At 67.3% G+C, this 25,475-nt stretch carries 25 protein-coding genes; 14 read left to right on the top strand and 11 right to left on the bottom strand.

Features of this window, described 5'->3' with window-relative positions; translation table 11 throughout:
* Positions 1-107: 107 nt before the first annotated feature.
* Both H6717_13810 and H6717_13805 read right to left on the bottom strand, forming a co-directional pair.
* The gene (locus H6717_13810; GenBank protein MCB9578095.1) at positions 108-1,592 is read right to left on the bottom strand and encodes an HAD-IG family 5'-nucleotidase; all 1,485 of its coding nucleotides are present in this window, start codon (positions 1,590-1,592) and stop codon (positions 108-110) included.
* A 69-nt stretch (positions 1,593-1,661) separates the two neighbouring features.
* Positions 1,662-2,714, bottom strand: coding sequence for a dipeptide epimerase (locus tag H6717_13805; protein MCB9578094.1), 1,053 nt, complete (start codon positions 2,712-2,714; stop codon positions 1,662-1,664).
* A gap of 34 nt (positions 2,715-2,748) precedes the next feature.
* On the opposite strand from H6717_13805, the gene H6717_13800 reads away from it, so the two are divergent.
* The 3 genes from H6717_13800 to H6717_13790 all read left to right on the top strand — a co-directional run bounded on the left by H6717_13800 (position 2,749) and on the right by H6717_13790 (position 5,616).
* Positions 2,749-3,453, top strand: a complete 705-nt coding sequence (locus tag H6717_13800) for a glutamine amidotransferase (protein ID MCB9578093.1) — start codon at positions 2,749-2,751, stop codon at positions 3,451-3,453.
* A gap of 83 nt (positions 3,454-3,536) precedes the next feature.
* Complete coding sequence (locus H6717_13795; protein MCB9578092.1) at positions 3,537-5,138, top strand: response regulator; 1,602 nt, start codon at positions 3,537-3,539, stop codon at positions 5,136-5,138.
* Positions 5,139-5,163: 25 nt separating this feature from the next.
* The gene (locus H6717_13790) at positions 5,164-5,616 is read left to right on the top strand and encodes a universal stress protein (protein ID MCB9578091.1); all 453 of its coding nucleotides are present in this window, start codon (positions 5,164-5,166) and stop codon (positions 5,614-5,616) included.
* Here H6717_13790 and H6717_13785 read toward each other — a convergent pair.
* Positions 5,590-6,735, bottom strand: coding sequence for an acyl-CoA dehydrogenase family protein (locus tag H6717_13785; GenBank protein MCB9578090.1), 1,146 nt, complete (start codon positions 6,733-6,735; stop codon positions 5,590-5,592). The genes H6717_13790 and H6717_13785 overlap by 27 nt on opposite strands.
* Positions 6,736-6,753: 18 nt before the next feature.
* Positions 6,754-7,935: an acyl-CoA dehydrogenase family protein gene (locus H6717_13780; GenBank protein MCB9578089.1), complete on the bottom strand. Its 1,182-nt coding sequence runs from the start codon at positions 7,933-7,935 to the stop codon at positions 6,754-6,756.
* A gap of 99 nt (positions 7,936-8,034) precedes the next feature.
* Here H6717_13780 and H6717_13775 point away from each other — a divergent pair, with 99 nt between their 5' ends.
* From H6717_13775 to H6717_13765, 3 genes are all read left to right on the top strand, one after another.
* Positions 8,035-8,421 (top strand): TerB family tellurite resistance protein, encoded by a 387-nt coding sequence (locus H6717_13775; protein MCB9578088.1) that lies wholly within the window; start codon positions 8,035-8,037, stop codon positions 8,419-8,421.
* A 47-nt stretch (positions 8,422-8,468) separates the two neighbouring features.
* Positions 8,469-9,572, top strand: coding sequence for a redox-regulated ATPase YchF (gene ychF, locus H6717_13770; protein ID MCB9578087.1), 1,104 nt, complete (start codon positions 8,469-8,471; stop codon positions 9,570-9,572).
* Between the two features lie 334 nt (positions 9,573-9,906).
* Positions 9,907-10,086, top strand: a complete 180-nt coding sequence (locus tag H6717_13765) for a hypothetical protein (protein MCB9578086.1) — start codon at positions 9,907-9,909, stop codon at positions 10,084-10,086.
* On the opposite strand, the gene H6717_13760 is transcribed toward H6717_13765, so the two are convergent.
* From H6717_13760 to H6717_13750, 3 genes are all read right to left on the bottom strand, one after another.
* Complete coding sequence (locus tag H6717_13760) at positions 10,067-10,402, bottom strand: DUF2752 domain-containing protein (GenBank protein ID MCB9578085.1); 336 nt, start codon at positions 10,400-10,402, stop codon at positions 10,067-10,069. The genes H6717_13765 and H6717_13760 overlap by 20 nt on opposite strands.
* A gap of 228 nt (positions 10,403-10,630) precedes the next feature.
* Positions 10,631-11,041 (bottom strand): hypothetical protein, encoded by a 411-nt coding sequence (locus tag H6717_13755; GenBank protein ID MCB9578084.1) that lies wholly within the window; start codon positions 11,039-11,041, stop codon positions 10,631-10,633.
* On the bottom strand, positions 11,038-11,799 hold the full coding sequence (locus H6717_13750) for a zinc ribbon domain-containing protein (GenBank protein ID MCB9578083.1): 762 nt from the start codon (positions 11,797-11,799) through the stop codon (positions 11,038-11,040). The genes H6717_13755 and H6717_13750 overlap by 4 nt, the downstream gene beginning before the upstream one ends.
* A 241-nt stretch (positions 11,800-12,040) precedes the next feature.
* On the opposite strand from H6717_13750, the gene H6717_13745 reads away from it, so the two are divergent.
* Genes H6717_13745 through H6717_13715 form a run of 7 tightly spaced genes read left to right on the top strand, consistent with a single transcriptional unit; the run spans position 12,041 to position 20,816 of the window.
* Positions 12,041-12,523, top strand: coding sequence for an NAD(P)H-dependent oxidoreductase subunit E (locus H6717_13745; GenBank protein ID MCB9578082.1), 483 nt, complete (start codon positions 12,041-12,043; stop codon positions 12,521-12,523).
* A gap of 8 nt (positions 12,524-12,531) precedes the next feature.
* On the top strand, positions 12,532-13,878 hold the full coding sequence (gene nuoF / locus H6717_13740; protein MCB9578081.1) for an NADH-quinone oxidoreductase subunit NuoF: 1,347 nt from the start codon (positions 12,532-12,534) through the stop codon (positions 13,876-13,878).
* On the top strand, positions 13,875-14,483 hold the full coding sequence (locus tag H6717_13735; protein MCB9578080.1) for an NADH-quinone oxidoreductase subunit J: 609 nt from the start codon (positions 13,875-13,877) through the stop codon (positions 14,481-14,483). Before nuoF ends, H6717_13735 begins: the two co-directional genes overlap by 4 nt.
* 14 nt (positions 14,484-14,497) lie before the next feature.
* Positions 14,498-14,797 carry an NADH-quinone oxidoreductase subunit NuoK gene (gene nuoK, locus H6717_13730; protein MCB9578079.1) on the top strand — a complete coding sequence of 100 codons (300 nt, stop codon included), beginning with the start codon at positions 14,498-14,500 and terminating at the stop codon, positions 14,795-14,797.
* A gap of 3 nt (positions 14,798-14,800) precedes the next feature.
* Positions 14,801-17,413 carry an NADH-quinone oxidoreductase subunit L gene (gene nuoL, locus H6717_13725; protein ID MCB9578078.1) on the top strand — a complete coding sequence of 871 codons (2,613 nt, stop codon included), beginning with the start codon at positions 14,801-14,803 and terminating at the stop codon, positions 17,411-17,413.
* On the top strand, positions 17,410-19,275 hold the full coding sequence (locus H6717_13720; GenBank protein MCB9578077.1) for an NADH-quinone oxidoreductase subunit M: 1,866 nt from the start codon (positions 17,410-17,412) through the stop codon (positions 19,273-19,275). The genes nuoL and H6717_13720 overlap by 4 nt, the downstream gene beginning before the upstream one ends.
* Positions 19,275-20,816, top strand: coding sequence for an NADH-quinone oxidoreductase subunit N (locus H6717_13715; GenBank protein ID MCB9578076.1), 1,542 nt, complete (start codon positions 19,275-19,277; stop codon positions 20,814-20,816). Before H6717_13720 ends, H6717_13715 begins: the two co-directional genes overlap by 1 nt.
* An 86-nt stretch (positions 20,817-20,902) precedes the next feature.
* On the opposite strand, the gene H6717_13710 is transcribed toward H6717_13715, so the two are convergent.
* Positions 20,903-21,460, bottom strand: a complete 558-nt coding sequence (locus tag H6717_13710) for a DUF4352 domain-containing protein (GenBank protein MCB9578075.1) — start codon at positions 21,458-21,460, stop codon at positions 20,903-20,905.
* A 210-nt stretch (positions 21,461-21,670) separates the two neighbouring features.
* On the opposite strand from H6717_13710, the gene H6717_13705 reads away from it, so the two are divergent.
* Positions 21,671-22,564 carry a hypothetical protein gene (locus H6717_13705; GenBank protein MCB9578074.1) on the top strand — a complete coding sequence of 298 codons (894 nt, stop codon included), beginning with the start codon at positions 21,671-21,673 and terminating at the stop codon, positions 22,562-22,564.
* Here H6717_13705 and H6717_13700 read toward each other — a convergent pair.
* From H6717_13700 to H6717_13690, 3 genes are read right to left on the bottom strand one after another with little or no spacing between them, the layout of a single operon-like run.
* On the bottom strand, positions 22,558-23,628 hold the full coding sequence (locus tag H6717_13700; protein ID MCB9578073.1) for a tetratricopeptide repeat protein: 1,071 nt from the start codon (positions 23,626-23,628) through the stop codon (positions 22,558-22,560). The two genes, H6717_13705 and H6717_13700, sit on opposite strands and share 7 nt — an antisense overlap.
* Complete coding sequence (gene hisC / locus H6717_13695) at positions 23,625-24,722, bottom strand: histidinol-phosphate transaminase (GenBank protein ID MCB9578072.1); 1,098 nt, start codon at positions 24,720-24,722, stop codon at positions 23,625-23,627. Before hisC ends, H6717_13700 begins: the two co-directional genes overlap by 4 nt.
* 26 nt (positions 24,723-24,748) lie before the next feature.
* On the bottom strand, positions 24,749-25,471 hold the full coding sequence (locus H6717_13690) for a hypothetical protein (GenBank protein ID MCB9578071.1): 723 nt from the start codon (positions 25,469-25,471) through the stop codon (positions 24,749-24,751).
* Between the last annotated feature and the right edge of the window lie 4 nt (positions 25,472-25,475).

Raw genomic sequence — 25,475 nt, 5'->3', positions numbered from 1 at the left:
CATAGGGCGGTGGGGGGCACTTTCGAAAGGGGCCCTTCGGTTACCATGGAATGGCGCCCCGAGCCTACCGGAACAGACGAGAAGACCAGGTATTCCGGACCCTTAGACTATAGCTCGTGGGGCATGAGGTCGTGCGGGGAGCGGAAGAACTGCTGCGGTGAGTAGGCACCGAGGCAGGACACCCGGCGGGTGTAGATGTCCGCGTACATGTTCACCTGAAGCCCGAACATGCTCATCTCGTGCTCTTCCTTGAGCAGCGAGCCCCAGTAGGGGTGAAACGCCGCGTCCACCCGTTCCACCAGGGATCCGTGCTCGGCTTCGACGTGGCGAAGTTCCGTCCGGATGCGCTCGATGGCTCGCTTGATGCGGGTGCGCTCGGCCTCGCGGTCGGCGCCGTTGCCGTTTTGCGCCTTGGCGTGCTCCTTGTACCGCGCCTGATAGAAGCGAAGCTCATCCTCCAGCTTGTCGCGGATCTCGTAGAGCTCACGAATGCGGGTCATGTCCGGAAGCTCGGCTTCCAGAGCCGCGACTTCGCTGTCGAGCTCTTGGATGATCATCGCCGTCCGCCACGACGACTCCTTCTTGGATCTCAAGATGTCGCCGTAAATGTGGTCTCCGACGTAGAGCACGGCGGATCCGCGTACCCCGGTGAGGCGTTCGAAGTCCCGCAGGTTCCCGCCTTCGTACACGCGACCGCGTTCCAGCGCCTTGACGTGACGGAGAACCTCGCCATCCCGCTCCATGAACGGACGCCCTTCCTGAAACCACACCGGCTTCTGGGCGGAGCAGACCACGACGTCGAAATAGTGGTGCCAGCTCGGGTACTCGGCCATGGCGCTGCCGAGCAGGAATCGCAGCATCTGGTCGGTGTAGGCCCACGGGGAGTTGGTCAGCAGGAACAGCTTCTTCCCCGAGGAACGCAGCTTGTGCAGCGTGCGAGCGAGCTCGGCATCGAGCTCCACGAAGCGAGCCAGATCCGCCGTCACGGTGGCGTATACCGCGCCATCGCGATGAGCTTCGTCGATGGCGGCCCGGACGTCGGCGAACACGCGATCGAAGTCGACTCGTTCGCCGCGTTGCTCGAGGGACTCCACGATGGCGGCGTAGGCCGTGACCTCGCTGAGGGCGAAGAGCGTGTCGATCCAGTGGTAGCGAGGCGTGTGCGGACGGATGCGCTTGTGGTGATACAGCTCGAGCAGAGCGTCGCGCTTGAGCCGCTGCATGCCGTGGTAGCCCTTCAACACCATCTTGTGGCGGTCCATCTTCAGGATGTGACCGTGGCGCTTGTCGATGAGCAGGCCGCGAATCGGAAAGCGAGTGTCGTAGGAGAGTTGCTTCAGGTATGCGGGGTAGCCGCGCTTCACCATGCGCTCGACGGTGAGCTCGATGCTCAGCGCGTCCATCGCCGCCTGATTGTAAATGGCGATGGTGTAGTCCATGTCGAACCCGACCCACTCGATGCCGCTCATCCGCAGGTTTCGGTTGACGAAGACGCGGTCGATTCGCGGGATACGGCTGCCGGCTGCATCGCCTTCGGAGATCCCGGGCAGGGGAAGGAGGAGCTGCCGGTCGGTGGCGGGGGACGCTGGCACTGCTCGCTCCGGTGTAGCGCGGAACGGGCCCTGGTTCCCGTTTTTGACGATTTCGGGCCCGGGGCCGGCTCAGCGGGTGACGCCGTGACCCGCGGCGATGCCGTCGACTCGGATGCGCGCTCCGTGGCGCAGCATTCCGCCGCGCGTGGGGTCGTTGCGAAGGAACAGCGGCGTGTCGAGGTCGACGACTTCGAAGCCTCCCTGGCCGGCCGCCAGGCACGCAGAGGTGGTCATCGCCAGCGAGCTCTCCACCATTCCGCCCACCATCAGGCCCAGGCCGAAGGAGCGCGCCGTCGCGATCACGTCCAAGGCCTCGGCGATGCCCGTCTTCATGATCTTCACGTTGACCACGTCAGCGGCGGCTTCCAGGCCCAGGCGCACGACATCCGCGGCGCCTCGCGCGCTCTCGTCGGCTGCCACGCGCACGTGCGCGCGGACTCGCCGCAGGCCGTCCAGATCTTGGGCGGGGGTCGGCTGCTCGAAGAGCGCGATGCGCTCGCGTCCGACGGCGTTCACCAGCTCGATCGCTTCTACTGCGTCGAAGCCCCCGTTGGCGTCGAGCACCAGGCGCGCGTCGGGGGCGACGCTCTTGATTGCGTCGAGACGGGCGCGGTCGAGCTCCACGCCTTCGCCGACCTTCACCTTGAGCATCGAGAAACCCGCGGCGACGGCCGCGCGGGCTGCGCTCACCGCGCTGGGGACGTCGCCCGTGACGATGGTGACGTCGCTTTCGAGCTCGGCCACCCTGCCGCCGAAGAAGTGCCACATGGAAAGGCCCGCGCTCCTCAGGGCGGCGTCGAGCACCGCGGTCTCCAGTGCGCAGCGCGCGCTGGGAGCGTCGCCGCAGGCTTCCCGGATGCGGTTCGCGAGGTCGAGGAAGCGGCGAGCATCGCTGCCGAGCAACGCCTGCGCTGCGTCGCGGACCCGCTCCAGCGTCCTGCCCTGCGTCTCGCCGCTCACCACCGTGAAGGGCGCCCCTTCGCCGAGCCCGACGCTGCCGTCTCCCAGGGTCACCTGGACGAGCACGTTGGCGGCGACTTCCTGCGCGCCCCCGGCAATGCCGAAGGGCTCCGTGAGCTCGATGTCCATGGGCTCGGCCGTGATGCTCACGATGTGGGACATGCAGAGCAAAGCGTAGTCCTCTATTCTCGCCTACGTGAAGCCACTCGGTATCCTGGTCACGGGCGTTCCGGTTCCCTTGGCCCAAGAGCGCCGCGGCAGCTTCGTGGACATGATCCGCGCGGCTCTCGCTGACGGCGGACCACGTCCGATCGTCGCCTTCCAGGCGGACGCGGACGACGCCCTGCCGGCGGCCGCCGATCTGGGGGCGCTGCTGATCACCGGCTCCGCCGCCAGCGTCACGGAGCGCGCGCCGTGGATGCTGCGTGGGGAGGCCTGGCTCGCCGGCGTGGTCGCCGCAGGACTACCCGTGTTCGGTCTGTGTTTCGGCCATCAGATGTTGGCCCAGGCCCTGGGTGGGCGCGTGACGGCCAACCCGCGCGGCCGGGAGATCGGCACCGTCACCATCCGGCGGGTCGCGGACGACGAGCTGCTGTCGGATTCGACCTTCGACGCCAACATGACTCACGTGGATTCCGTCGTGGAGCTGCCTCCCGGGGCTCGCCGGATCGGTGAGAGCGATCTGGATCCCAACGCGGCCATCCGGTTCGGCCCCCGGGTCTGGGGCGTGCAGTTCCACCCCGAGTTCGACGCCACCACCCTTCGGGCCTACGTCCGCCAGCGGGCGGACGTGCTGCAACGGGAGGGATTTGCTCCGGAAGCGCTGGAGGCGGCGGCGTCCGACGCGCCCCGGAGCCGCGCTCTGCTCGCGCGCTTCGTGGCCCGCTTCGCTCAAGGTTAGCCGCCGCCTGCCGTTCGGCGGGGCGTGTGACACCTCCACCCAGAGTCCCGGGACGCAATGGGCCAACCGCGGACGCTCGCGTCTTGGGGGTGGTGTGTGCCGGAGGGGCGCTCCTCGCGATGGGCTTTGCCCTGCGAAACTGGTTGCAGCTGGCCCGCCCCGGCGCTGCTTTGGTGCTCGCGCTGGTGGCGGCGATGGGCTTGGGCCTGGCGGCGGCCGCTCGTTGGGGAGCGCCACCCCGGCGCATCCTCGACGCCCTGAGCGCCGTGATCGCGGTGATGGTGGGACTCGTGAGCCTGCTCTCCGGCGGCTTCGTGGCGGGGCCGCTCACCTGGGGTCTGGTGGTGCCCATGGTGGTGCTGGTTTTCGGCGACGTGGGCCAGCTCGGGTTCTGGTTCGTGCTGCTACTCGGGGAGTTCGTCGGCATCCACGCCTACGCTCACGCCAACGCAGCTCTCTGGCGCACCAGCACCCCGCAATTCCTGCCCACCTTGATCGGCATCTTGGTGCTGATCACCCTCGTCGGTGTCGTTCACCAGCATCAGCGCCGTCGGCACCGTTCGGAGAAGGCGAGGCTGGCGAGCGCACTGGCAAAGACCGAGCGGCTCGAGGCCCTCGGTCACCTCGCTGCCGGCGTGGCCCACGACTTCAACAACCTGCTGACCATCCTGCAGACGGCGACGGACGAGCTGAAGAACCACGTGGAGGACGACTCGGATGCTCGCCGTGAGCTTTCCGCCATACGCTACGCGACGGATCGCGGAGAAGCCCTCACTCGCCAGCTCTTGCTGTTCGGGAGCAGCCACGCCGTTGGCAGCACGACCTTCGACATGCGCGAGATGCTCCGCATGTTGGACCCCGTGTTGGATCATCTGGTGCCGGCGAGCATCACGCGCCACATTTCCTTGCCGGACGGTCGCTGCTGGGTGAACGCGGAGCAACGCGCGATGGAGCAGGTGGTCGTCAACTTCGTGGTGAACGCTCGCGACGCGATGCCGGAAGGAGGGCGTCTCGCGATCGAGCTGTCGCGTCGCGACGAGAGCGTCGTGCTCACGGTTTCGGACACCGGTACGGGCATCGCTGCTCAGGTGATGCCGCATCTGTTCGAGCCGTTCTTCACCACCAAGCCGCGCGGCCGCGGGACGGGCCTCGGGCTCGCGTCGGCTCACGCAGTGGTTCGCCGGGCGAACGGCCAGATCGACGTGAGCTCCGAGCCGGGCGCCGGGGCATGCTTCACGGTGACGCTGCCGTTGGTGGAAGCGCCGGGGGCCGTCGACCCGAGCTTGCTCCCGCCGGAGCTGGACGCCGAGCGCCTGGGCGTGGTCGCGGTGGTGGACGACGAAGTCGCGGTGCTCCGCGCGGCGGGCCGGGTGCTCCGGCGCCGGGGCCACACCGTGCTCACGGCAAGTGATGGTACCGCGGCACTCCAACAAATTCTGAAGCATGACCCGCCGGTGGAGGTGCTCTTGACGGACGTGGTGATGCCGGCCATGAGCGGAGCCGAGCTGTTTCACTCTCTCAGCGAGAAGTTCCCCGAGCTCCGGGTGGTGTACATGTCGGGCTACGCGGAAGAGCGGCGGGTGACGGAGGACGTGAAGCTCGGGCTCGCGGACTTCCTGCCCAAGCCCTTCGACGAGGCATCTTTGAGCCGGGCGGTGGCCAGCGCTCTCGCCCGTCGCAGCTGAGCGCGTTGTTTGGCATGCTCGGGGCATGACGCACCTGCTCGCCTGCATCGACTTCTCTCCCGTGACCCGAGACGTGCTGGCTCACGCGAAGCGTATGGCCCAGGCGCTGGGTGCCGAGGTGACGGTGCTGCACGTGGCGGATCCCGACCCCGCCTTCGTGGGCTATGACCCGGGGCCGAAGAGCGTTCGGGACAACGTGGCACGTGAGCTGCGCGCGGAGCACCGCGAGCTCGAAGAGCTGTGCGACGCCATGCGCGGTGAGGGCCTGTCCGTGCGCCCGCTGATGGTGCAGGGAGCAGCCGAGGCTCGTATTCTGGAGCACGCCGAGCGCCTCGCGGTGGACTACCTCGTGCTCGGCTCCCACGGCCACGGAGCGCTGTACGATCTACTGGTGGGCAGCGTGGCGGACGGAGTGATGCGTCACGCTCGCGTGCCGGTGCTCATGGTGCCGTCACACCCCGGCGGCAAAGCTCGGTAGCGACGCGAAGCGACGAACGTGGAAGACGTCGTCGCCGAAGGCGGTGTACAGCACCTGCATGCGCTTGAAGTACAAGCCCACGTCGTGCTCGTCGGTCACGCCGATGCCGCCGTGGAGCTGAATGCCTTGGCGGGTGACGAAACCGCCGCCCTGGCACAGGTGCAGCTTGGCGGCGCTCACGGCGCGCTTGCGCTCGTCCGCGCTGGCGTCGGCCTGGAGCAGCGCGAGCAGCATGGTGCCCTTGCCCAGCTCCGTCTCGACGAACATGTCGACGTTGCGATGCTGCAGCGCCTGGAAGGTGCCGATGGCGACGCCGAACTGCTTGCGCTCCGTGAGGTAATTGCGGGTCATCCACAGCACCGTTTGCATGATGCCCGAGCCCTCCGCGCAGGCCGCCGCGGCGCCGTAGTCGAACACGTGCTCCAGCACGCCGGCTGCCGCGTCCGCGTCACCCACCAGGCGATCCGCCCCGACCTCGACGCCGTCGAGCTCGAGCATGGCCGCCCGGCGGCCGTCCATCGTCTTGACGGACTCGACCTTCACGCCCTTCATGCCCGGGTCGACCACGAACAGGGACACGCCGCTTTCGTCCCGCGGCCCGCCCGCGGTGCGGGCGCTGACCAGGATGTGCTGGGCCGCGTGGCCGTTGTCCACGAAACGCTTCTTGCCGCTGAGGCGGAAGCCGGAGCCGTTCTTCTCGGCCTTGGTTTCCACGTCCGTGACGCTGTGGCGGCTCTGGGCCTCCGTGGTCGCGAGGGCCAGGCTCGCGTCCCCCGCGATGGCGGGAGCGAGGAACTGCTCCAGTTGCGCCTCGCTGCCCGAGAGGGACAGCGCGCCGCCGGCCACCAGCAGCGGTACGTAGGGTTCGGGGACCAGCGTGGTGCCGAGCTGCTCGAGGATCAGGCCGGCCTCCACGAAGCTCATGCCGGCGCCGCCCGCGCTCTCCGGAAACATCACGCCGAGCCAACCGAGCTCGCCCATCTGTTTCCAGACCTTCTTGTCCCATCCGGTCTCGTCTTCGCGCAGGCGCCGCATGCGCTCCACGGGCGAGTCCTTCTTCACGAAGGACTGGACGGTGTCGATCAAAAGCTTCTGGTCTTCCGAAAGCTCGAAGTCCATGACTGGTGATTCCGTGGCTCAGGCCGAAGGCAAGCCCAAGATGAGCTTGGCGATGATGTTCTTCTGGATCTCGTTGGAGCCGGCGTAGATGGTCGCCGCGCGCATGTAGTTGAAGGCGGAGGGCACCCAGTACTCACGCTCGGGAACCACCCCGGGCTCGTTGAACCAGGAGCGGGCGTTTTCTCCCATCACGCTCATCAGGAGGTCGAAGCAGGCTTGCTGGATCTCCGTGCCGCGGAGCTTCAGGATGCTGGACTCCGGGCCCGGTGCGTGTCCGAGCTGAGCTCCGGCCAGCGCCCGGTAGTTCGCCATCTTCAATGCTTCCAGCTGCATCTCGATGCCGGCGATCTTGGCGCGGATCAGCTCGTCCTCGAGCAGCGGCTTGCCGTTCTGGTAGGTCTCCGCGCAGATGCGCTTGGCTCGGAGCAGCGCCCGAGCGCTGATGCCCACGCCCGCCACCAGGGTGCGCTCATGGCCGAGGAGAGCCTTGGCGTAGGTCCAGCCACGGTTCTTCTCGCCCACCAGGTTCTCCTTCGGAACCTTGACGTTCTCGAACCAGGTCTCGCAGAACGCCGGGGTGTTGCCGGTGGTGAGGAACGGCTTCACCGTCACTCCCGGGGACTTCATGTCGCACAGCACGAAGCTGATGCCCGCCTGCTTCTTCACGTCCGCATCCGTGCGGGCGAGAACGAAGATGAAGTCGGCGTATTGAGCGTACGTGGTCCACGTCTTCTGACCGTTGAGCAGGAAGTGGTCCCCCTGGTCTTCGGCGCGGAGCTGGAGGGACGCGAGATCGCTACCGGCGTTCGGTTCCGAGTAGCCCTGACACCACACCTCTTCGCCGCTCAGGATCTTCGGCAGATAGCGTTGCTTCTGCCAGTCGCTCCCGAACTGCATGATGAGCGGACCCACCATCGCCAGGCCAAAGGGGGAAAGGCGCGGCGCGCCCGCCAGCTCCAGCTCCTCGCTGAAGATGAAGCGCCTCGTCGCGTCCCACCCGGGACCGCCGTGCTCCTTGGGCCAGTGCGGGGCGACCCAGCCCTTGTGGTGAAGGATCTTGTGCCACTCCATCACCTCTTTCATGTCGAACTCGGCATCCGCCGCCGCCTTCTTGGCGAGGTGAGGGGGCAGAGCGCCGGCGATCCACTCGCGCACCTCTCGACGGAACGCCTGTTGCTCGGGAGAGAAGCTCATGTCCATGGCGTGATCCTCCAACGGCCGGGGCGCCGTCGCCCAGGCGGGCGCACCTTATATCACGCTCCAGTTGCGCTCCGGCGTGGCTTCGGAGATGCTCTGATCGTGACGCCGAAAGAAAAGACGATCGTGAAATCGCTGGTGGCGGTGGCTTGGGCGGACGGGACCGTGAAGGAGCCCGAGCGCGGGATGATCGAGGGCCTGCTGTGGGCGTTCGGCGCGAGCGACGAGGACGAGCAAGAGATCCTCGAGTACGCCAAGAAGAAGCGGACCCTCGCCGACGACGTGCCGGTGGACGAGCTGGAAAAGGCGGATCGCGAGCTGCTCCTGGCCCACGCGGCGCTGCTCACCCACGCCGACGGCAAGCAGACCAAGGGCGAGGAAAAGGTGCTCGCCAAGCTCACGGAGATGCTGGGTTTCGAAAAGGCCCAGGCCAAGCCCATCATCGAAGGGGCGCGGGACCGCGCCAAGAAGCTCGCGGAAAAGATCTGAGGCGGCTCTCGACTCGATGAGCGGCCTGCGCTAAAGGCCCGGGCCCCATGGGCTTTTCCTGCGGCATCGTCGGCCTGCCGAACGTCGGCAAGAGCACGCTGTTCAATTCGCTGTCCACCGCCAAGGCCGAGGCGGCGAATTTCCCGTTCTGTACCATCGAGCCCAACGTCGGCGTGGTTCCGGTACCGGACCCACGGCTCGACGCCCTGGCGAAGATCTACGCGCCGGAGCGCGTGGTGCCCACCACCATCCAATTCGTGGACATCGCCGGGCTGGTGCGCGGCGCCTCCAAGGGGGAGGGCCTGGGCAATCAGTTTCTGAGCCACATCCGCGAGGTGGACGCCATTGCCCACGTGGTGCGCTGCTTCACCGACGAGAACGTGACCCACGTCGACGGGCGCGTGGACCCGGCGGCCGATGTCGCCACCATCCACACGGAGCTCTGCCTCAAAGATCTGGAGACGGTGCAGAAGCGTCTCGATCGCGCCCAGAAGCAAAGCAAGGGCGGGGATGCGGTGGAGCGCTTGGCCATCGGTGTGTGCGAGAAGCTCGTCGCCCACCTGGATGCGGGCAAACCCGCGCGCAGCTGTGGCATCGAGGGAGAGAAGGAGACGGAGCTCGTCCGGCTGATGCAGCTGTTGACGATGAAGCCCGTGTTCTACGTAGCCAACGTGGACGAGGCGTCCCTCGGCGAGCTCCAGGAGAACGTCTACTACGGCGCGCTCAGCCGGCTGGCGGCGGAGGAAGGCGCTCCGGTGGTGCCCATCTGTGCCTCCCTGGAGGCACAGATCGCCGAGCTCGAGCCCGCCGACCGCCCGGAGTTCCTGCAGAGCGTGGGGCTCAGCGAGCCGGGGTTGAACAGCGTGATTCGCACCGGCTACGAGCTCCTGGGGTTGATCACGTTCCTCACCGCCGGGCCCAAGGAGTGCCGCGCTTGGACCATCCAGAAGGGCTGGTCTGCGCCCCAGGCCGCCGGGGTGATCCACACCGATTTCGAGCGCGGATTCATCAAGGCGGAGGTGATCTGGTGGGAGGATCTGGTCGCCCTCGGCAGCGAGGCGAAGTGTCGCGACGCCGGTAAGCTCCGCATCGAAGGCAAGGAGTACGTCGTCCGGGACGGCGACGTGGTCCACTTCAGATTCAACGTCTGAACGCATCTGCGGTGCCGGACTGATGTTGGCCCGGCGCGGAACCCCCCCGTCCCGGAGCTTCCGCGGCGGACCGACAATCAAACGACAGACATCCGTCGGTTGCCCGCACGCGCGGTCCGCGCTGGAGTTCGTCCATGACGAACGCGGCTCTGCTCCGCTGGGTTTCGTCGCCGGACAACCCCGCCGTGCGCCATCTGACGGTCGTATCGCCGCAGTAAGGGGTCCGCCCTTCGTTCCGTCACATGACCACGCCGTTCCTGCTCGGGGACCATCGCTCCGGATTGCTGGACATGCTCGAACGCGTCGCCGATCTCGATGCGACGCTGAGCCGTGGGTGCGGGCAGCGCTGAACGACATGGAAGCGCTGACCGCGGATGGCCGCGTGACACTGGGGAAGAACTACGGTCGCGCTCTGATGAGCCCGATCCCCCTCGAGCCAATCGGACATCCGTCGCGGCTTTTGACCTATCAGTGGCTCGTCGTTCGACGGCGCCTCACGGCTGCCACTCGCTGAACCGCACCACCGGGACGGGACCGCCGAAGTAGCCGAGGAAGCGTGCGATCCACACGAAGAACAGCCCGGCGAAGAGGGTGAGCGCCACGATGGTCAGGATGACGTTGGCGCGATGGCTGAGGCCCTTGCCGCCACCGCCGCGGACGAAACCCACCGCCAGGCTCACCATGGTGGCGATGTAGACGGGCGCCACGACCAAGACGAGGGGGTGGTAGTGCAGGCCCTCCAGCACGTGACCGTGGAGCACCGCGGAGGTTGCCCGGGTGAGACCGCAGCCAGGGCAGGGGATCCCGAACAGCCCTGCGGTGGGGCACAACGGGAAGTCCGAGGCGACCGCGGCGATCACCGGCAGTGTGCTGAGGGCCACCAAGCCCACGCGCTTCCAGCGGCCATCGGCGGCGCTGGGGGTGGTGGTCACGGCGACGGGATCGACTCCTTGCACGGCGGGCCGAGCATAGCTCGAATCGCGCGCCGTGACGGCTGGCCCAAAGAAGAAGGGCCGGCAGACGTCGTCTACCGGCCCTTTCTACGGCTGCTCGCAGCCTCACATGGGCGGCTGGCCGCCGCCGGCAGCCTGCCAGATCTCGTTGAGATCCCCGGTGAGGAAGTAGGGCCACAGGAACAGGTAGAGGATGGGGCTCGTCACCTGCGCGTTGGGAACGCCCGCCATGTGCTTCGCTTCCAGGACCTTTTCCGGCAGCTTCCACATCTCGATCAAACCGAGGATGGGGATGAAGAACATGATGGGGTTGAGGTCGTCCTTGCCGCGGAAGGCCTTGAGCTCGTTCACCTCCACCCACAGCACGTACAGCAGGTAGAAGCCGCAGATCATGCCGATCACGAGCTGCATGATCGGGTTGCGCGTGGCGCCGATGGGACCCGCTGCGCCGCCGCCCTGCATGGGACCGGCGCCGGGGATCGGCCCAGCCATTCCGCCGGGACCGGCGGGGATCATGGCGCCACCGGGTGGGGGTGCACCGCCGGGTCCTGGGGGAGGACCATAGGCACCCGCGGGCCCGGGCGGAGGACCATAGCCGCCGGCAGGCCCACCAGGGGGCGCGCCAGGCGGAGGACCGCCCATGGGATCACCGGGCGGTGGACCGCCCATCGGAGGGCCACCCATCGGAGGGCCGCCCATTCCAGGGGGAGGACCGCCCATGGGAGGAGCTCCACCTGGGGGAGGGCCGCCCATCGGGGGGCCACCTGGAGGAGGGCCGCCCATCGGAGGGCCGCCCATCGGAGGGCCGCCCATCGGAGGGCCGCCCATGGGGGGACCAGCCGGGGGAGGGCCGCCGGGAGTGGGGAACGCGGGGGGCGCACCGCCGGGCGCAGCGATGGTGCCGCCGAGGGGATCCGCCGGGCCGCCCGGAGAAGGCGGAGCGGCCGGCGCGGGGCGGGCGGTGCCGCAGCGGGGGCCGGCGGGGGTGCCGCAGGTGCGGGGGGGCGGGGGGCAGCGCCTGGGGAAGGTGGCGCGACGCCCAACATGGTGCCCTTCAGGGAGGGCTTGGGAGCCGCGGGCGGGGCGGGAGCCGCGGGCGGGCCACTGGCTGCGCCTCCGGGTGCGTCACCTGGGCGGGGAATGCCTGCGGGCGCGTTCATCATGAGCATGGTGCCCTTGAACTTCGGCGCCGCTGCACCTTTCAGGTTGAAACCGCACTTCGTGCAGGTCGTGGCGGAGTCCTGATTCTGTGTCCCACAGTTCGGGCAAAACACCATTCACCTCCGGGTGTCACCGGGTAAGCCGGCAAGCGCCGCCAGCCTACACGCCGAGGGGGCACTTTCTCAAGTGTATCGAGGCGCTTTCGTCGCCCTGACGGGGGAGGCATGGGGGTCTTGACACCTCCGAAGACCGCTCACTACGGTGCGCTCGCCCGGGCCCCCGGGTAGCGCGGGAAGCCGCGGCAAATCACCAGCCGCCGCCCGCCTCCGCGCTGACGCCCACGGAACTCCGAACATGGCTTTTTCCCTCAATGGGGAGCAGGAACGAGAGCTCGAAAAGATCCTCTCGCGCTACCCCAACAAGATGGCGGCGTGCATCCCCACGCTGCACCTGTGCCAGGAAGCCAACGAAGGTTGGGTCAGCGCCGACGTGATCCAGTTCGTTGCCGATCGTCTGGGCCTCGGGACGGCTCACGTGGAGGGGGTGGTCACCTTCTACACCCTCTTCAACCGCCACAAGCCGGGCAAGCACCAGGTCTGGGTGTGTCGCACGCTGTCCTGCGCGCTGCGTGGCAGTGAGAACATTCTCGACCACTGCAAGAAGCGGCTGAAGGTGGAAGAGGGTGGCACCACCAAAGACGGAAAGATCACTCTGCGCACGGCGGAGTGCCTCGCGTCCTGCGGCACTGCTCCCATGATGCAGGTCGACAAGACCTATCACGAGAACCTGACCATCGAAGGCGTCGACGAGATCCTCGATCGGCTGCTTTCAGACTGAGTCACACCATGCTCAAGCAAACCACGTATCTGTCCCACTCCTACGACAAGGCGGACGGCTACACCCTGGCCGCTTACGAGGCCGCGGGTGGCTACCAAAGCGCTCGAAAAGCGCTGGGAATGAGCCGCGAAGCCGTGGTCGAGGAAGTGAAGAAGGCGCACATCCGCGGGCGCGGCGGCGCAGGGTTCGATTGCGGCACGAAGTGGAGCTTCATGCCCAAGCAATCGGACAAGCCCCACTACCTGGTGGTGAACGCCGACGAAGGCGAGCCCGGTACCTTCAAGGACCGCACGATCATGGAGCGCAATCCCCACGCGCTGATCGAAGGCTGCATCATCGGCTGCTACGGCATCGGTGCTCACGCCGCCTACATCTACGTGCGGGACGAGCTGCACCTCGCCAAGGCGCGCTTGTGGGAAGCCATCGAAGCGGCGAAGGCCAAGGGTCATCTTGGTGCGCGCCCATTCGGCAAGGACTACGCGGTGGAGGTGTACGTCCACACCGGCGCCGGTGCCTACATCTGTGGTGAGGAAACGGGCCTGCTCAACTCCCTGGAGGGCAAGCGCGGCGAGCCTCGACTCAAGCCGCCCTTCCCGGCTCAGTTCGGCGCCTTCGGCTGTCCCTCCACGGTGAACAACGTGGAGACGATCTCGATCGTGCCCACCGTGTTCAAGATGGGTGGAGATGCGTTCAGCAAGCTGAGCGAGCTGCATCCCTTCAACGATGGCGGCGCTCGGCTTTTCGGTGTCAGCGGTCACGTGAAGAACCCCGGCATCTACGAGTGCGCGGTGGGGCTGACCCTGAGAGAGCTCATCTACGACCTGGGCGGCGGCCTCTCGGCGGGCACGGAAATCCTCGGGGTGATCCCCGGCGGCTCGTCCTGCCCGGTGCACCGACCGGACGAGGTGGTGAACGTGCCGAACGACGAGCGCTTCGCTCCCTATAACGGCAAGAGCATCCTGGACATCCCCATGGGCGTCGACACCTTCCGCGCCGTCGGCGGCATGCTCGGCACCTGCTGCGCCATCGTGCTGTCGGACGAAGCGGATCCGGTGCTCGCTTTCCACAACCTGATGCGCTTCTACCGCCACGAGTCCTGCGGTCAGTGCACGCCCTGCCGTGAAGGGTGTGGTTGGCTCGATCGCATCGCAAACAAGCTCGTGGATGGCACCGCCACGATGGAGGACCTGGATCGGGTCCACCAGATCGCCAGCGACATCACGGGCAATACCATCTGCGCCTTCGGGGACGGTGCGGCTCAGCCGGCGCTGTCCTTCGTGCGCAAGTATCGCAAGCACTTCGAGGACTACATTCTGACCGGCGGTAAAGGTCAGACCCGAAAGCTCGTCGCATGACCGTCGGAACCTTCTACTTCTCCGTATGCGCCATCGTGTGCGTGGTGGGGGCGTTGACCACGGTCATCGCGAAGAACCCCATTCGCGGCGCGGTGGGGTTGCTCGCCACCATCGTGGGCATCGCCGGGCTGTTCCTGAAGCTGGAGGCTCAGTTCCTCGCGGCCATCCAGCTCATCGTCTACGCCGGCGCGGTGGTGGTGCTGTTCGTGTTCGTCATCATGCTGCTGGGGCCGGATTCGCAACCGAAGCCCGGCAAGGGACGTCTGGCGCGCTTCGTCGGCGGCGGCGGTCTCTTGTTCCTGGCGGTGGCGGCGCTGGTGCTGATGGGCAAGGGCGAGCAGGCGCCCACGCCGCTCACCGCGCCGAACCCCGGCTACGGCTCCACGGAAGCGGTGGGCGGCCTCTTGTTCTCGACCGGCATCGTGCCCTTCGAGCTGGCCACGGCGCTGCTCATCGTGGCGGTCGTCGGTGCCATCGCGGTGGCTCGCAGCCGCCACACCAAGCGCGCGCCGAAGACCGACGCCCACGAGACTCGCCGGCTCTTCGCCGGCCCCCTGCACCCCCGCGACGCTCAGCACCCGCTCAGCAAGGAGGCCGCGGAATGAACCTCCTGGGTCAGATGGTGGAGCACTACGTGCTCCTGTCTTCCATCCTCTTCACCATCGGCGCCATCGGCTTCGTGGTGCGTCGCAACGTCCTGGTTCAGCTGATGAGCATCGAGCTGATGCTGAACGCCGTGAACCTGATGCTGGTGGCTCAGAACCGCATGCACGGCGACAGCATGAACGGGCAGATGTTCGCCTTCTTCATCATTGCGGTCGCCGCAGCGGAAGCTGCCGTCGGCCTCGCGATCGTCCTCTCCTTCTACCGCCTCCGGGCCTCCGTCGACAGCGACGAGGCGGACGCGCTCAAGCACTGAGCCATGGCAGAGCTCCTCAAGATATTCCCCGAAAGCGATTTCACGCTGCTCGCGGTGATCCTGTGTCTGCCGCTGATCGGCGCCTTCGTGAACGGCGTGTTCGGCAAGCGGTTGGGCAAGGAAGCCGTCACTCTGATGGCGCTCTCCGCCGTCGGCCTTTCCTTCCTGTTCTGCGTGCTGTCCTTCGTGATGTTGGCGCACGTGCAGCAGGGGGAGGAAGCGGCGCGCTTCACCTGGTCCGCCTGGAAGTGGCTGGACATCAGCGGCCGCTACGACATCGGCACCATTCCGGTGCAGGTGGCGTTCTCGGTGGATGCCCTCAGCGGCACCATGTCGCTGATCGTCACCGGCGTCGGCTTCCTGATCCACCTGTACTCCACCAAGTACATGGAAACGGACGCGAGCTACCATCGCTTCTTCGCCTACCTGAACCTGTTCATCTTCTCGATGCTGGTTCTGATCCTGGGCGACAGCCTGCCGGTGTTGTTCGTGGGCTGGGAAGGCGTGGGCCTGTGCAGCTATTTGCTGATCGGCTTCTGGTTCTCGGAAGAGAAGAACGCGGCCGCCGGCAAGAAGGCGTTCATCACCAACCGCATCGGTGACTTCGGCCTGCTGGTGGCCATGGCGCTGCTCGTCTACTACGTGGGCGCGCTGGACTGGTCCGGCATCGAAGCCAGCCGCAACTCGCTGCTCACGCCGGTCAAGGTCTGGCCCATCGGCAACAGCGTGCCCTTGGCAGACAAGTTCGCGTTCCTGTCGTTCTTGAACACGCCGCTCAAGGTGTCCGCGGCTTCCCTGGTGGGCTTCGCCCTGTTCCTCGGCTGCGCCGGCAAGAGCGCCCAGATCCCACTGTACGTGTGGTTGCCGGACGCCATGGCCGGCCCCACCCCGGTCAGCGCCCTGATCCATGCCGCCACCATGGTGACCGCCGGCGTGTACCTGGTGTGCCGCATGGCGCCGGTGTTCGTGTTGAGCCCGGCGGCGATGTTCACGGTCGCCCTCATCGGAGCGCTCACGGCGGTGTTCGCCGCCACCATCGCGTTCGTGCAGACCGACATCAAGAAGGTGCTGGCGTACTCCACGGTGAGTCAGCTCGGTTACATGTTCCTGGGCGTCGGAGTGGGCGCGTTCACCGCGGGCTTCTTCCACGTGATGACCCACGCCTTCTTCAAGGCCTGCTTGTTCCTCGGCGCCGGCAGCGTGATCCACTCCATGCACAAGCGCATCCACGACACGGATGCGTCGCAGGACATGCGCAACATGGGCGGCATGAGGAAGTTCATGCCCATCACCTTCGCCACCTTCGCGATGGCGTGGGTGGCCATCATCGGCGTGCCCGGTACCGCGGGCTTCTTCAGCAAGGACGAGATCCTGCTCAAGGCCTACACCTCCAGCATCGCGTCCCCGGTTGCCGGCGGAAAGCTGATGGAGATGACCCGCACCGGCCAAGAGGTCACGGCGCTCGAGCTGTGGCAGTGGCCGAGCTGGGGCAACACCGTGCTGTTCGCCTTGGGCGCCATTGGTGCCGTGATGACGGCCTTCTACATGTCGCGCCTGGTGTTCGGCATCTTCTGGGGTGACTTCAAGGGTTGGAAGATCGTCAGGAAGTGGAAGGAACCCGCTCACGACGACCACCACGATCACCATCATCACGATGCTTCCGAGCCCCTCGAGGGGCCGACCCCGAAGGAGAGCCCGTGGCAGATCACGGTGCCGCTCTTGGTCTTGGGCTTCTTGAGCATCGTCGGCGGCTTGCTGAACGCCCACCTCTTGCACATCACGCCGCTCGAGCACTGGCTCGAGCCGGTGTTCAAGGTGGCGACGGACGAGAAGCACGTGAAGCTCGCCGAGCACGGTGAAGGCCTGGTGATGATCATCGGCCTGTCCGCCGTGGCCATCGGTCTCGCGGCAGCCTTCTACATCTACATCCGCGAGCAGGGCGGCCCTGCCAAGGCGCTCGCGGAGAAGTTCCCCGGCCTGCACCAACTGGTGCTGGAGAAGTGGCGCATCGACGAGCTCTATGAAGAGACCTTCATCGGCGCCGTGGACTCCCTGGCGGAAGCCGCCGTGTGGTTCGACAAGGTCGTGGTGGATGGCGTCATTGCCCGCGCCACGGCGTTCATCGTCCAGGTGACCGGCTCGGGGCTGCGTCTGTTCCAGACCGGTCGCGTGCAGACCTACGCCGCGGTCATGGTGGTCGGTGTGGGGGGTCTGGGCTGGTTCTTGGTCGCCCCTCACGCTCGCACCAACATTGCCGAGAACGCCGGGAACTACCGCGTGGAAGCCGCCCCCGGCTTCGGCTACCAGTACCGCTGGGACGCCGATGGCGACGGCAAGTGGGACAGCGAGAAATTCGGCGACCAGACCAGCGTTTCTTTCAGCCTGGACCACGGCAAGACCAAGAAGGTGCGGCTGCAGGTGAAGAACGCTTTCGGTCGTGTGACCGAAGACGACGTGGACGTGACCCGGCCCAAGGCGGATCCCGCCGCCGGTAACACCGTCATTCAAGTGCAGCAGTTGCCCGACGGCACCGTCCGGGGCGTCGTGCCCGGACAGAATCCACAAATGCCCAATCCCCACGCGGCGCCGCGTGACGTGCGGAGGCCTGCGCAATGAGCCCGGTTGCTAAGTCGCTGTTCGAGCTCGTTCCATACCTAGTGGCGTTCGCCGTCGGCTTCGTGGTTCCGCGCCGCAAGAGCTGGCTGGAGCGCGTGGCCGTGGGCGTGGTCGGCGTGCTCGGCTTGGTGCTGATCCTCGGGCTGTGGCCCGAGAAGGCCGCCGGCGCCGCCGAAGCGGCTCCGCCCACGGAGTGGCCCGAGCTCCTGAACTTGATCGTGTTCCTGCCCATCGTCGGCGCGCTCGCCATCCTGTTCCTGCCGCGGCAGACGCCGAAGCTCCTGCGCCAGGTCACGCTCGGAATCCTGGGCCTCGATTTCCTCGCGTCGCTGCTGCTGCTGCGCGTGCCCATGACCACGGGCTGGCACTTCCAGTACGTGACGGAGTGGCTGCCGAGCTTCGGCATTCGCTACCACGTGGCGGTGGATGGCGTGAGCGTGTGGCTGATCTTGCTGTCCACGTTGACGACTCCAATCGCCGCCTACGTCTCCTTCGGCTCCATCAAGGGGCGCACCAAGGACCTGTGCTTCTCCTTGTTGCTCTTGCACGGAGCCATGCTGGGCGCCTTCGTGGCCCTGGATCTGTTCCTGTTCTATCTGTTCTGGGAGCTGATGCTGGTGCCGATGATCATTCTCATCGGCGTGTGGGGCGGCGTCGAGAAGATCAAGGCGAGCTACAAGTTCTTCCTCTATACGATGGCCGGCAGCGTGCTGATGCTGGCTGCCATCCTGTACATGGTGTGGACGCACCAGCAGGTCGCCGGCTTCGTCACCTTCGACTACCTGGCCCTGAGCCAGCTGGTGCTGCCGCGAACGGCCGCGTGGCTGTGTTTCGGCGCCTTCGCCCTGGCCTTCGTGATCAAGGTGCCGATGTTCCCGCTCCACACCTGGTTGCCGGACGCTCACGTGCAGGCGCCCACTGGCGGCTCCATCATCCTGGCGGCGGTGCTGCTCAAGCTCGGTACCTACGGCTACATCCGCTACTGCATGGGTATGTTCGCAGGCCCGGCCTGGAGCGCCGCGGCGAACCTCGCCGGCGTGGCGGTCGGGGGCGGCATCCTGTACGGCGCGCTCGTTGCCTGGAAGCAGGACGACATCAAGCGACTGGTGGCCTACTCCTCCGTGGCCCACATGGGCTTCGTGATGTTGGGCTTGTTCGCCGCGACCCACGCCGGGGTGCAGGGCGCCATCTTGCAGATGGTGAACCACGGCGTTTCCACCGGCGCTTTGTTCCTCTTGGTCGGGGTCATCTACGACCGCCGGCACACCCGCGAGGTCCGGGAGTTCGGCGGCATCGCCAAGGTGATGCCGGTGTACGCCGCGCTGTTCGTCATCGTCACGATGTCCAGCATCGGCGTGCCGGGCACCAACGGCTTCGTGGGCGAGTTCATGGTCATCATGGGGACCTTCGTGTCCCTGCCGCTCGGCTCCCACGGTCAGCTCCAGGCGGTGCTCGCGGCCTTCGGCGTGATTCTCGCGGCGGTGTACATGCTGAGCGTGGTGCAGCGCGTCTTCTTCGGACCGCTGTCGAACCCCAAGAACAAGGGCTTGGCGGATCTGAACGTGCGCGAGAGCGTGGCGCTGTCCCCGCTCATCGTCCTCATCTTCGTGATCGGGCTGTTCCCGTCGATCTTCCTGTCGCGCTCCGCGGACGCCGTGGACGCGGTCATCCAGCGCTACAACGACGGTCGCAAGGCGTACCAAGAGATGGATCCCGAAGCGACACAGGCGAAGCTCATGCCCCATGACGACGGGCCTCTGTTCAGCGGCTACCCCGAGCCGCCGAAGAAGGAAGGGGAGGAGTCGACCGAGGCTCCCACGCAAGCCGCGCAAGCTGCGCTCGGCGCGGAGGCCGGCCGATGATGAACGTCGTGTTCGGGTTGTCCCCCATCTTCGCGGTGGCTCTGGGCGCGCTGCTCCTGATGCTAGCGGAGGCCTTTGGGCGCCCCGCCTCGCCGGAGGGCATCGGTCCGAACGGTGAGGTCATCGACGCCGGGGCCGGCCGCTCCGGTGAGCTCGGGCTCATCGCGACCGTCATCCTGTTTGCCGGCGCGGTGCTCAGCGTCGCCGTGTGGATGGTCGGTCCCGAGAAGCTCAGCGGGCTCGAGGTCACCCAGCCTTACTTGGTGATGGACCGCTTCTCGATTTTCTTCTGCTTCGTGCTGTGCCTGGGCGGCGGTCTCGCATCGCTCTTGGCCGGCGGCTATCTGCCGGAGCACAAGATCGACCGCGGCGAGCTGTTCCCGCTCCTCTTGTTCTCCACGGTGGGCGCCATGGCGCTGTCCGCCGCCGGGGACGTGCTCAGCCTGTTCATCGCCCTGGAGACCATGTCCCTGGGCGTGTACGCGATGGTCGGCCTGCGCAGGAATCCGCGCTCCGCCGAGGCGTCCCTCAAGTACTTTTTGCTCGGCAGCTTCGCGGCGGCGCTGATGTTGTTCGGTGCGGCGCTCTTGTACGGCGCCACCGGCCACACGGATCTCGCCGGCATCGGCGCGGCCATCCAGAACATCGGCAAGGGCGGCAGCGTCGTGGGGGCCGCTCCAGTGCTCGTCGCGCTGGTGCTGGTGGTCGCGGGCTTGGCCTTCAAGGTCAGCGCCGTGCCCTTCCACATGTGGACGCCGGACGCCTACGAAGGCGCGCCCACGCCGGTCACCAGCTTCATGGCGGTGGCCGTCAAGAGCGCCGCCTTTGCGGTGCTGCTCCGCGTGCTGCTCGTTGGCTTCGGTGATGCCCGGCTGATGAGCTGGGCTTCGGGCTGGCCGCCAGCGCTGGCGCTCATGGCCGTGCTCAGCATGACCGTGGCCAACGTGGTCGCCGGTCGCCAATCCTCCGTCAAGCGCATGCTCGCCTACTCGTCCATCGCGCACGCCGGCTACGCCCTCATCGGCGTGGTCGCCGCCATGCGCAGCAACATGGGCGAATCCAGCGTGCTCTTCTACATGCTGACCTACACCGTCAGCACCGCCGGCGCCTTCGGCGCGCTGATCTTGTGCGGCAGCCGCGGCAAGGAAGCGGTGAGCTACGAAGATCTCGCCGGCGTGGCCAAGCGTCACCCCGCGGCGGCCCTGGCGTTCTCGCTCTTCTTGCTGTCCCTGGCGGGGGTGCCGCCCACGGCCGGCTTCTTCGGCAAGCTGTACGTGTTCCGCGCCGCGATGGACTCCCAGCTCTATGCCCTCGCCGTCATCGGTCTGGTGAACAGCCTGATCGGCGCCTACTACTATCTGCGCGTCATGGTGTTCATGTACATGCGGGAGCCCGCGCCCGGCGCCCCGGTGGCCGTGCCCATGCGCTCCGGCTACGTGGCGTCGGCCCTGGTGATCGCCGCGGTCTTGGTGTTGGCCCTGGGCCTGATCCCCGGCGCTTCGCTGGAAATGGCGGTTTCAGCGACGGTTCGTGGTGGCTGAGCTGATTCCGCGCTGAACCGACAAAACAAAAAAGAAACGGGGACGCGAAGTGCGTCCCCGTCTTTCTTCCATGCCAGACGTGAAGCTCAGCGACCGAGGTCGAACTTCAGCTCTTGCTTGGCGGTGCCGATGATGAACGGGTTGTAGGTGAGCTTCAGACCCGAGGCCTTCTCGGGAACCTCGAAGGTGACCCAGCCCTTGGCCTTCTCGCCCTTGCCGATGCGCACGCTCTTGAGGTCCGGCTCGCAGCCGCCGAAGGTGCTCGTGTAGGAGTAACCCTCGCCGTCGGTGATCTTCGCGTAGAAGGGGTTCACCGGAACGTCCTTGTCCGCGGTGCCCTCGATGCTCACCTCGACGCCGAGCTTGATGTTCCCCTTCTTGGGGCGGAAGTAGTACTTGACCTTGCACTCCTTCACGTTATCGATCGTCATCTTGTAGTCGGGGGCCGTGGCGGCCTCGCCAACGTTCCACACCTTGTTGGTGATGGGCGGTGTGGTGGCGGTCGGAACCGGGGTGGTGGGCGTCTCCGCGGTGGTCGTCGTGCTGCCGGTGGTGCTCGAGCTCTTCTTTTTGCAGGCGAGCAGAGCGCCGGCGATGAGCACGACACAGCCGAAAGCGGTCCAAGAGCTGGAGCGAATGTGCATCAGCGGCAAACCTTTCCGTAGCTGTTGAAGCCCCTGGCCGAGGGGCGGGCAGACCTTACACAGGTCGGAGCGGATTTGAAATCAGGGAGCGGCGCGTCCATGACCCACTACGGCCCGGACCTTGCTCCCCGAGGACCCGCGCCGTAATACGACCTCTCCGAGGCTCTTCTTCCCGCCGGGCGCATTTTGAGCAAGTATCTGAAATTACACATGAAGTACTTCAGCATGGGTGTTGGTCCGGCGCGGAAGCAGCGCGGCCTGCGTGCCACCTTCGTTGCCATCGCTGCCACCGCGGTAGTCGGCTGTGACAAGCCCGCAGCGTCGAGCGCGGCGACCTCCGCCTCCGCGGCGGTGGCCGTCGCGCCGTCGGCGTCGGGACCTCCTGTCACGCACGCCATCCCCGTCGCGGAGGACAAGGTCCGAGCCGTCGTGAACCCCAAGGGAGACAAGCCCTACGCCGGCCCCACGGGGAACGTCGCGGGCGTCGTGCGTTACCGCGGACCGAAGCCCAAGATGCGCGACGACGTGCTGGCGAAGATCCGGGCCAAGTGTGACGCCTCCAAGATGGTGTACGGCCCCGAGTTTCGCGTGGGCGCTGACGGCGCGCTGGCGGACGTGTTGGTGGCGGTCACCGGGTACGACGGCTACTTGCCGGCACGTTCGGAGGCGAAGCGCGTGGACGTCTCGGGCTGCGCCTTCGACCGTCGCACCGTCGTCGCGATGTTCGGGCAGCGGCTGGACGTGTACTCCAAGGACAAGGAGCCGTACATGCCGCGGCTGCTGGGCGCCTACGCCAAGGCCGTGATGGTCGCGGTGCCGGGGGGCGACGCGGTGAAGCTGTATCCCGACAAGCCCGGTCGCTTCGGGCTGACGGACGCGATGTACGGCGCGATGTACGCGGACGTGTTCGTGCTCAAGTACCGCACGGCGTCCGTCACGGGAACGGATGGGCGCTTCGAGATCAGCGGCGTGCCGGTGGGGGACCTCGAGATCGACGCGCTATTGCCGGTCAACATGCTGACCAGCAAGCAGAAGGTGAAGGTCGAAGCCGGCAAGACCACCCAGGTCGAGCTCACACTGGAGCCCGGCGACGCCGGTCACTGAGCGAGCGTCTGCTTCACGCGCTCGGCCACGCTCTTGGCGAGGGCGTCTTCGGGCGCTCCGAGATCGCCCCGCGCGCCGAGCCAGGTGCGCGCGGCATCGCGGCCCGCGCGGCGAGCGATGAGCTCGACGAGGAGCCACGACGCGAGCGGCGAGGGGGGCGCGCTGGGAGGCTCGAGCTCGGCGGCAGTCGACGAGGTGTGCAGCAGATCGCGTGCGACGAGAGCGGCGACCCAGGCGTCGGCGTTGCTGGCGTCGGCGGCCAACACCTGCTCGGCCTGACGCAGGCCGATGCCGGCGGCGCCCAGGGCGACGGCGCGCGTCGCGAGACGACCGGCGGGCAGGTGACACGCGTGAGCGAGGGACTGCGCGCGCTCGAGATCGTCGGCTCTCAGGGCGGCGTCGAGAGCATCGCGCTCGAGGGCGCTGCAAGGCGCCGCCAGGCCCACCTTGCGGCGGCGCTCGAGGCGCTCGGTGAGGGCGTCGTCGGCGAGGGCCTGGGCCGCGTCCGACGACAGCGCGCGGACACGCTCCCACGCGCCGGCGGGCGTCGGCAGCACGAGGGCGCGGGCCAGCGCCCAACGCCGCGCTTCGTCACGGCGCCCGAGGCGTTCGAGGGCGTCGATCACCAGCTCCGTGGACGCGTCGCTGGCGGGATCGAGGGCCACTGCGCGGCGTGCCTCGGACAGCGCGCGCTCCGGGTCTTTTGCCAGGGAACAGCGGGCAATCTCTTGGTGCAGGGGCGCGTATTCGTCGTCGAGATCCGCGGCTCGGGCGAACACGGCGTCGGTGCTCGGCAGCCCCTGGGCGCAGCGCACCGCGCCGAGGCGCGTCCACACTTCCGGGCTCTCGGGATCTTCCTCGGACGCGGCGCGGTAGTAGCGCTCCGCCAGCCCGAGATCGCCCCGAGCCTCCGCCAAAGCGCCGTAGGCGTAGGTGGCGTAGGCGGTCTCGCTCACCGGGCGGCCGTCTATTTCCTGGCCGTCCACCAGGCGCACCACGCTGCCGGTCGACAAGCCGCAGCCCGTGAGGCTCAAGGCCAGCGCAAACGTCGCGATGCGCATCATCGAGAGAGCTCGTCGCCCAGCGCAGCCAGGAACGCGTCGTTCTGCTCGCGCGTCCCGATCGTCACCCGCAGGCGGTGGGCCAGGCGACCGCCGCGTTGATGGAAGCTCCGCACCAACACACCGCGCGCCTTGAGGCCTTCGAACACGCGTTCGGCGGGCAGCGGCGTGGAGAGCCAGATGAAGTTCGCCTCACTCGGCGTGGGCTCGACGCCGGGCAGCGCCGCGAGCGCCTGCGAGACGCGCTCGCGCTCGGCCATCACGTGGGAGGTGACGCGGGCGAGCTCCCCCGAGAGCTCCTCCAGCACCACGGTGGCGAGCTCTTGGGTAGGGGTGGCGACGTTGTACGGCAGGCGTGCCTTGTCGAGCTCCGCGACCAACTCGGGGCGGCCGATGAGCCAACCGAGGCGCAGGGCGGCGAAGCCCACCTTGGACAGGGTGCGCAGCAGCGCGACGTTCTCGTGCTTGCGATAGAGATCGATGTGGCGCCGAGCCGCGTAGTCGGCGTAGGCCTCGTCGATGACGACCAGCGCGCCCGCGGCGGCTTCGATGATCTCATCGAGTCGCGCCGGGTCGGGCTGAGTGCCGGTGGGGTTGTTGGGGCTGGCGACGAACACCAGGTTCGGCGGTGCCATCGACAGCGCGCGGGTCATCGCGGGCACGGAAATGTCCCAGTCGGCGTCCAGGGGGACCTCGAGCACGCGCTGGCCCCGCACCTTGGCGCTCAGCTTGTACATCACGAACGTGGGGGTGGTGGTGAGCAGCGTGGGCACCGTGGTGCGACCCCGCGGCTGGCACAGCACCGTGAGCAACAACGAGATCACTTCGTCGCTGCCCACACCGACGAGAACTTCGTCTTCGCTCACCGCCGAGCGTGCGGCGATGGCCGCTCGCAGCTTCCGCGCGCGAGGATCCGGATAGCGATTCCACGCGGTCCGCGCTGCGACCTCCGCCAGCCGGGCGCGAGCAGCGGGCGACAGCAGGTCCGGCGCCTCGTTGGCGTCGAGGCGCACCGCGTAGCTCCCGGTGTCCGGAGAGTAGGCGCTGAGCTCCCGAAGCTCGGGGCGGAGCAGCTGAGCGAGCGAGAGCTCGGGCATGGCCGGGGATAGTACCCGGCTTTTGCTCAGTACGAGTATTCGAGCTGATAGGCCGTGCAGGCAGCGCCACCGGGCTGGTCGACGCGCACGAACAGCTGAGCATCGTCGGCGCCGAGACCGGAGCAGCTCAGCGTGGTTTCGGCCGTCCCGCCGGTCGCGCAGCAGCCGTGCACACCTCCGGGTGAGGTTTCCGTCGCGCCCTGGGCGCAGGTCAGCGTGGTGGTCCCCGAGGTGCACTTCGCGAAGATGCACACACGGAGGCCCGCGCTCACCGTCGCCTTGGGGTTCGGAGTGCAGCTCAGCAGGTTGTCGGTGCCCTTGAACGTGTACCAGTCGACGTCACCCGGGGCCGCGATGCCGCCCACCGTCTTCTTCGCGTCGCAGTCGTTGACGTCGTCCACCGTAGCGGCGGTGCTCTCGGCCTCGTTGGGTTCGTTCAGCGGATCGGGGCATGCGTTGGCATCGCTTGCGGCGTCTGTGGTGGCGTCGCTTGCGGCGTCTGTGGTGGCGTCACTTGCTGCGTCGACACCCGCGTCGCCAGGAAGACCTGCCGCGCCCGCGCTACCGCTGGAGCCAGCGGCACCTGCGCTGCCCGCGCTGCCCCCGCTGCCTGCGGAGCCTGCAGCCCCCGCGCTACCGCTGGAGCCTGCGGCGCCCGCGCCGCCTCCACTACCGAGGATGGTTGCAGGGTCTTCCGAGCCGCACGCGGAAAGAATGGCGACGACCAGCACGAGAGCGAGCTTCTTCATCGCT

Source organism: Polyangiaceae bacterium (assembly GCA_020633235.1).
Classification (GTDB): Bacteria; Myxococcota_A; Polyangia; order Polyangiales; family Polyangiaceae; genus JACKEA01.
This window is presented reverse-complemented; position numbering and strand designations above follow the sequence as displayed.

Bases quoted from the DNA above. Each gene is read 5' to 3' on its own strand.
- H6717_13805 (MCB9578094.1), bottom strand. From the start codon at position 2,714: ATGTCCCACATCGTGAGCATCACGGCCGAGCCCATGGACATCGAGCTC.
- H6717_13790 (MCB9578091.1), top strand. From the start codon at position 5,164: ATGACGCACCTGCTCGCCTGCATCGACTTCTCTCCCGTGACCCGAGAC.
- H6717_13785 (MCB9578090.1), bottom strand. From the start codon at position 6,735: ATGGACTTCGAGCTTTCGGAAGACCAGAAGCTTTTGATCGACACCGTC.
- H6717_13780 (MCB9578089.1), bottom strand. From the start codon at position 7,935: ATGGACATGAGCTTCTCTCCCGAGCAACAGGCGTTCCGTCGAGAGGTG.
- ychF (MCB9578087.1), top strand. From the start codon at position 8,469: ATGGGCTTTTCCTGCGGCATCGTCGGCCTGCCGAACGTCGGCAAGAGC.
- H6717_13755 (MCB9578084.1), bottom strand. From the start codon at position 11,041: ATGATCCCCGCCGGTCCCGGCGGAATGGCTGGGCCGATCCCCGGCGCC.
- H6717_13745 (MCB9578082.1), top strand. From the start codon at position 12,041: ATGGCTTTTTCCCTCAATGGGGAGCAGGAACGAGAGCTCGAAAAGATC.
- nuoF (MCB9578081.1), top strand. From the start codon at position 12,532: ATGCTCAAGCAAACCACGTATCTGTCCCACTCCTACGACAAGGCGGAC.
- H6717_13735 (MCB9578080.1), top strand. From the start codon at position 13,875: ATGACCGTCGGAACCTTCTACTTCTCCGTATGCGCCATCGTGTGCGTG.
- nuoK (MCB9578079.1), top strand. From the start codon at position 14,498: ATGGTGGAGCACTACGTGCTCCTGTCTTCCATCCTCTTCACCATCGGC.
- nuoL (MCB9578078.1), top strand. From the start codon at position 14,801: ATGGCAGAGCTCCTCAAGATATTCCCCGAAAGCGATTTCACGCTGCTC.
- H6717_13720 (MCB9578077.1), top strand. From the start codon at position 17,410: ATGAGCCCGGTTGCTAAGTCGCTGTTCGAGCTCGTTCCATACCTAGTG.
- H6717_13715 (MCB9578076.1), top strand. From the start codon at position 19,275: ATGAACGTCGTGTTCGGGTTGTCCCCCATCTTCGCGGTGGCTCTGGGC.
- H6717_13710 (MCB9578075.1), bottom strand. From the start codon at position 21,460: ATGCACATTCGCTCCAGCTCTTGGACCGCTTTCGGCTGTGTCGTGCTC.
- H6717_13705 (MCB9578074.1), top strand. From the start codon at position 21,671: ATGAAGTACTTCAGCATGGGTGTTGGTCCGGCGCGGAAGCAGCGCGGC.
- H6717_13700 (MCB9578073.1), bottom strand. From the start codon at position 23,628: ATGATGCGCATCGCGACGTTTGCGCTGGCCTTGAGCCTCACGGGCTGC.
- hisC (MCB9578072.1), bottom strand. From the start codon at position 24,722: ATGCCCGAGCTCTCGCTCGCTCAGCTGCTCCGCCCCGAGCTTCGGGAG.
- H6717_13690 (MCB9578071.1), bottom strand. From the start codon at position 25,471: ATGAAGAAGCTCGCTCTCGTGCTGGTCGTCGCCATTCTTTCCGCGTGC.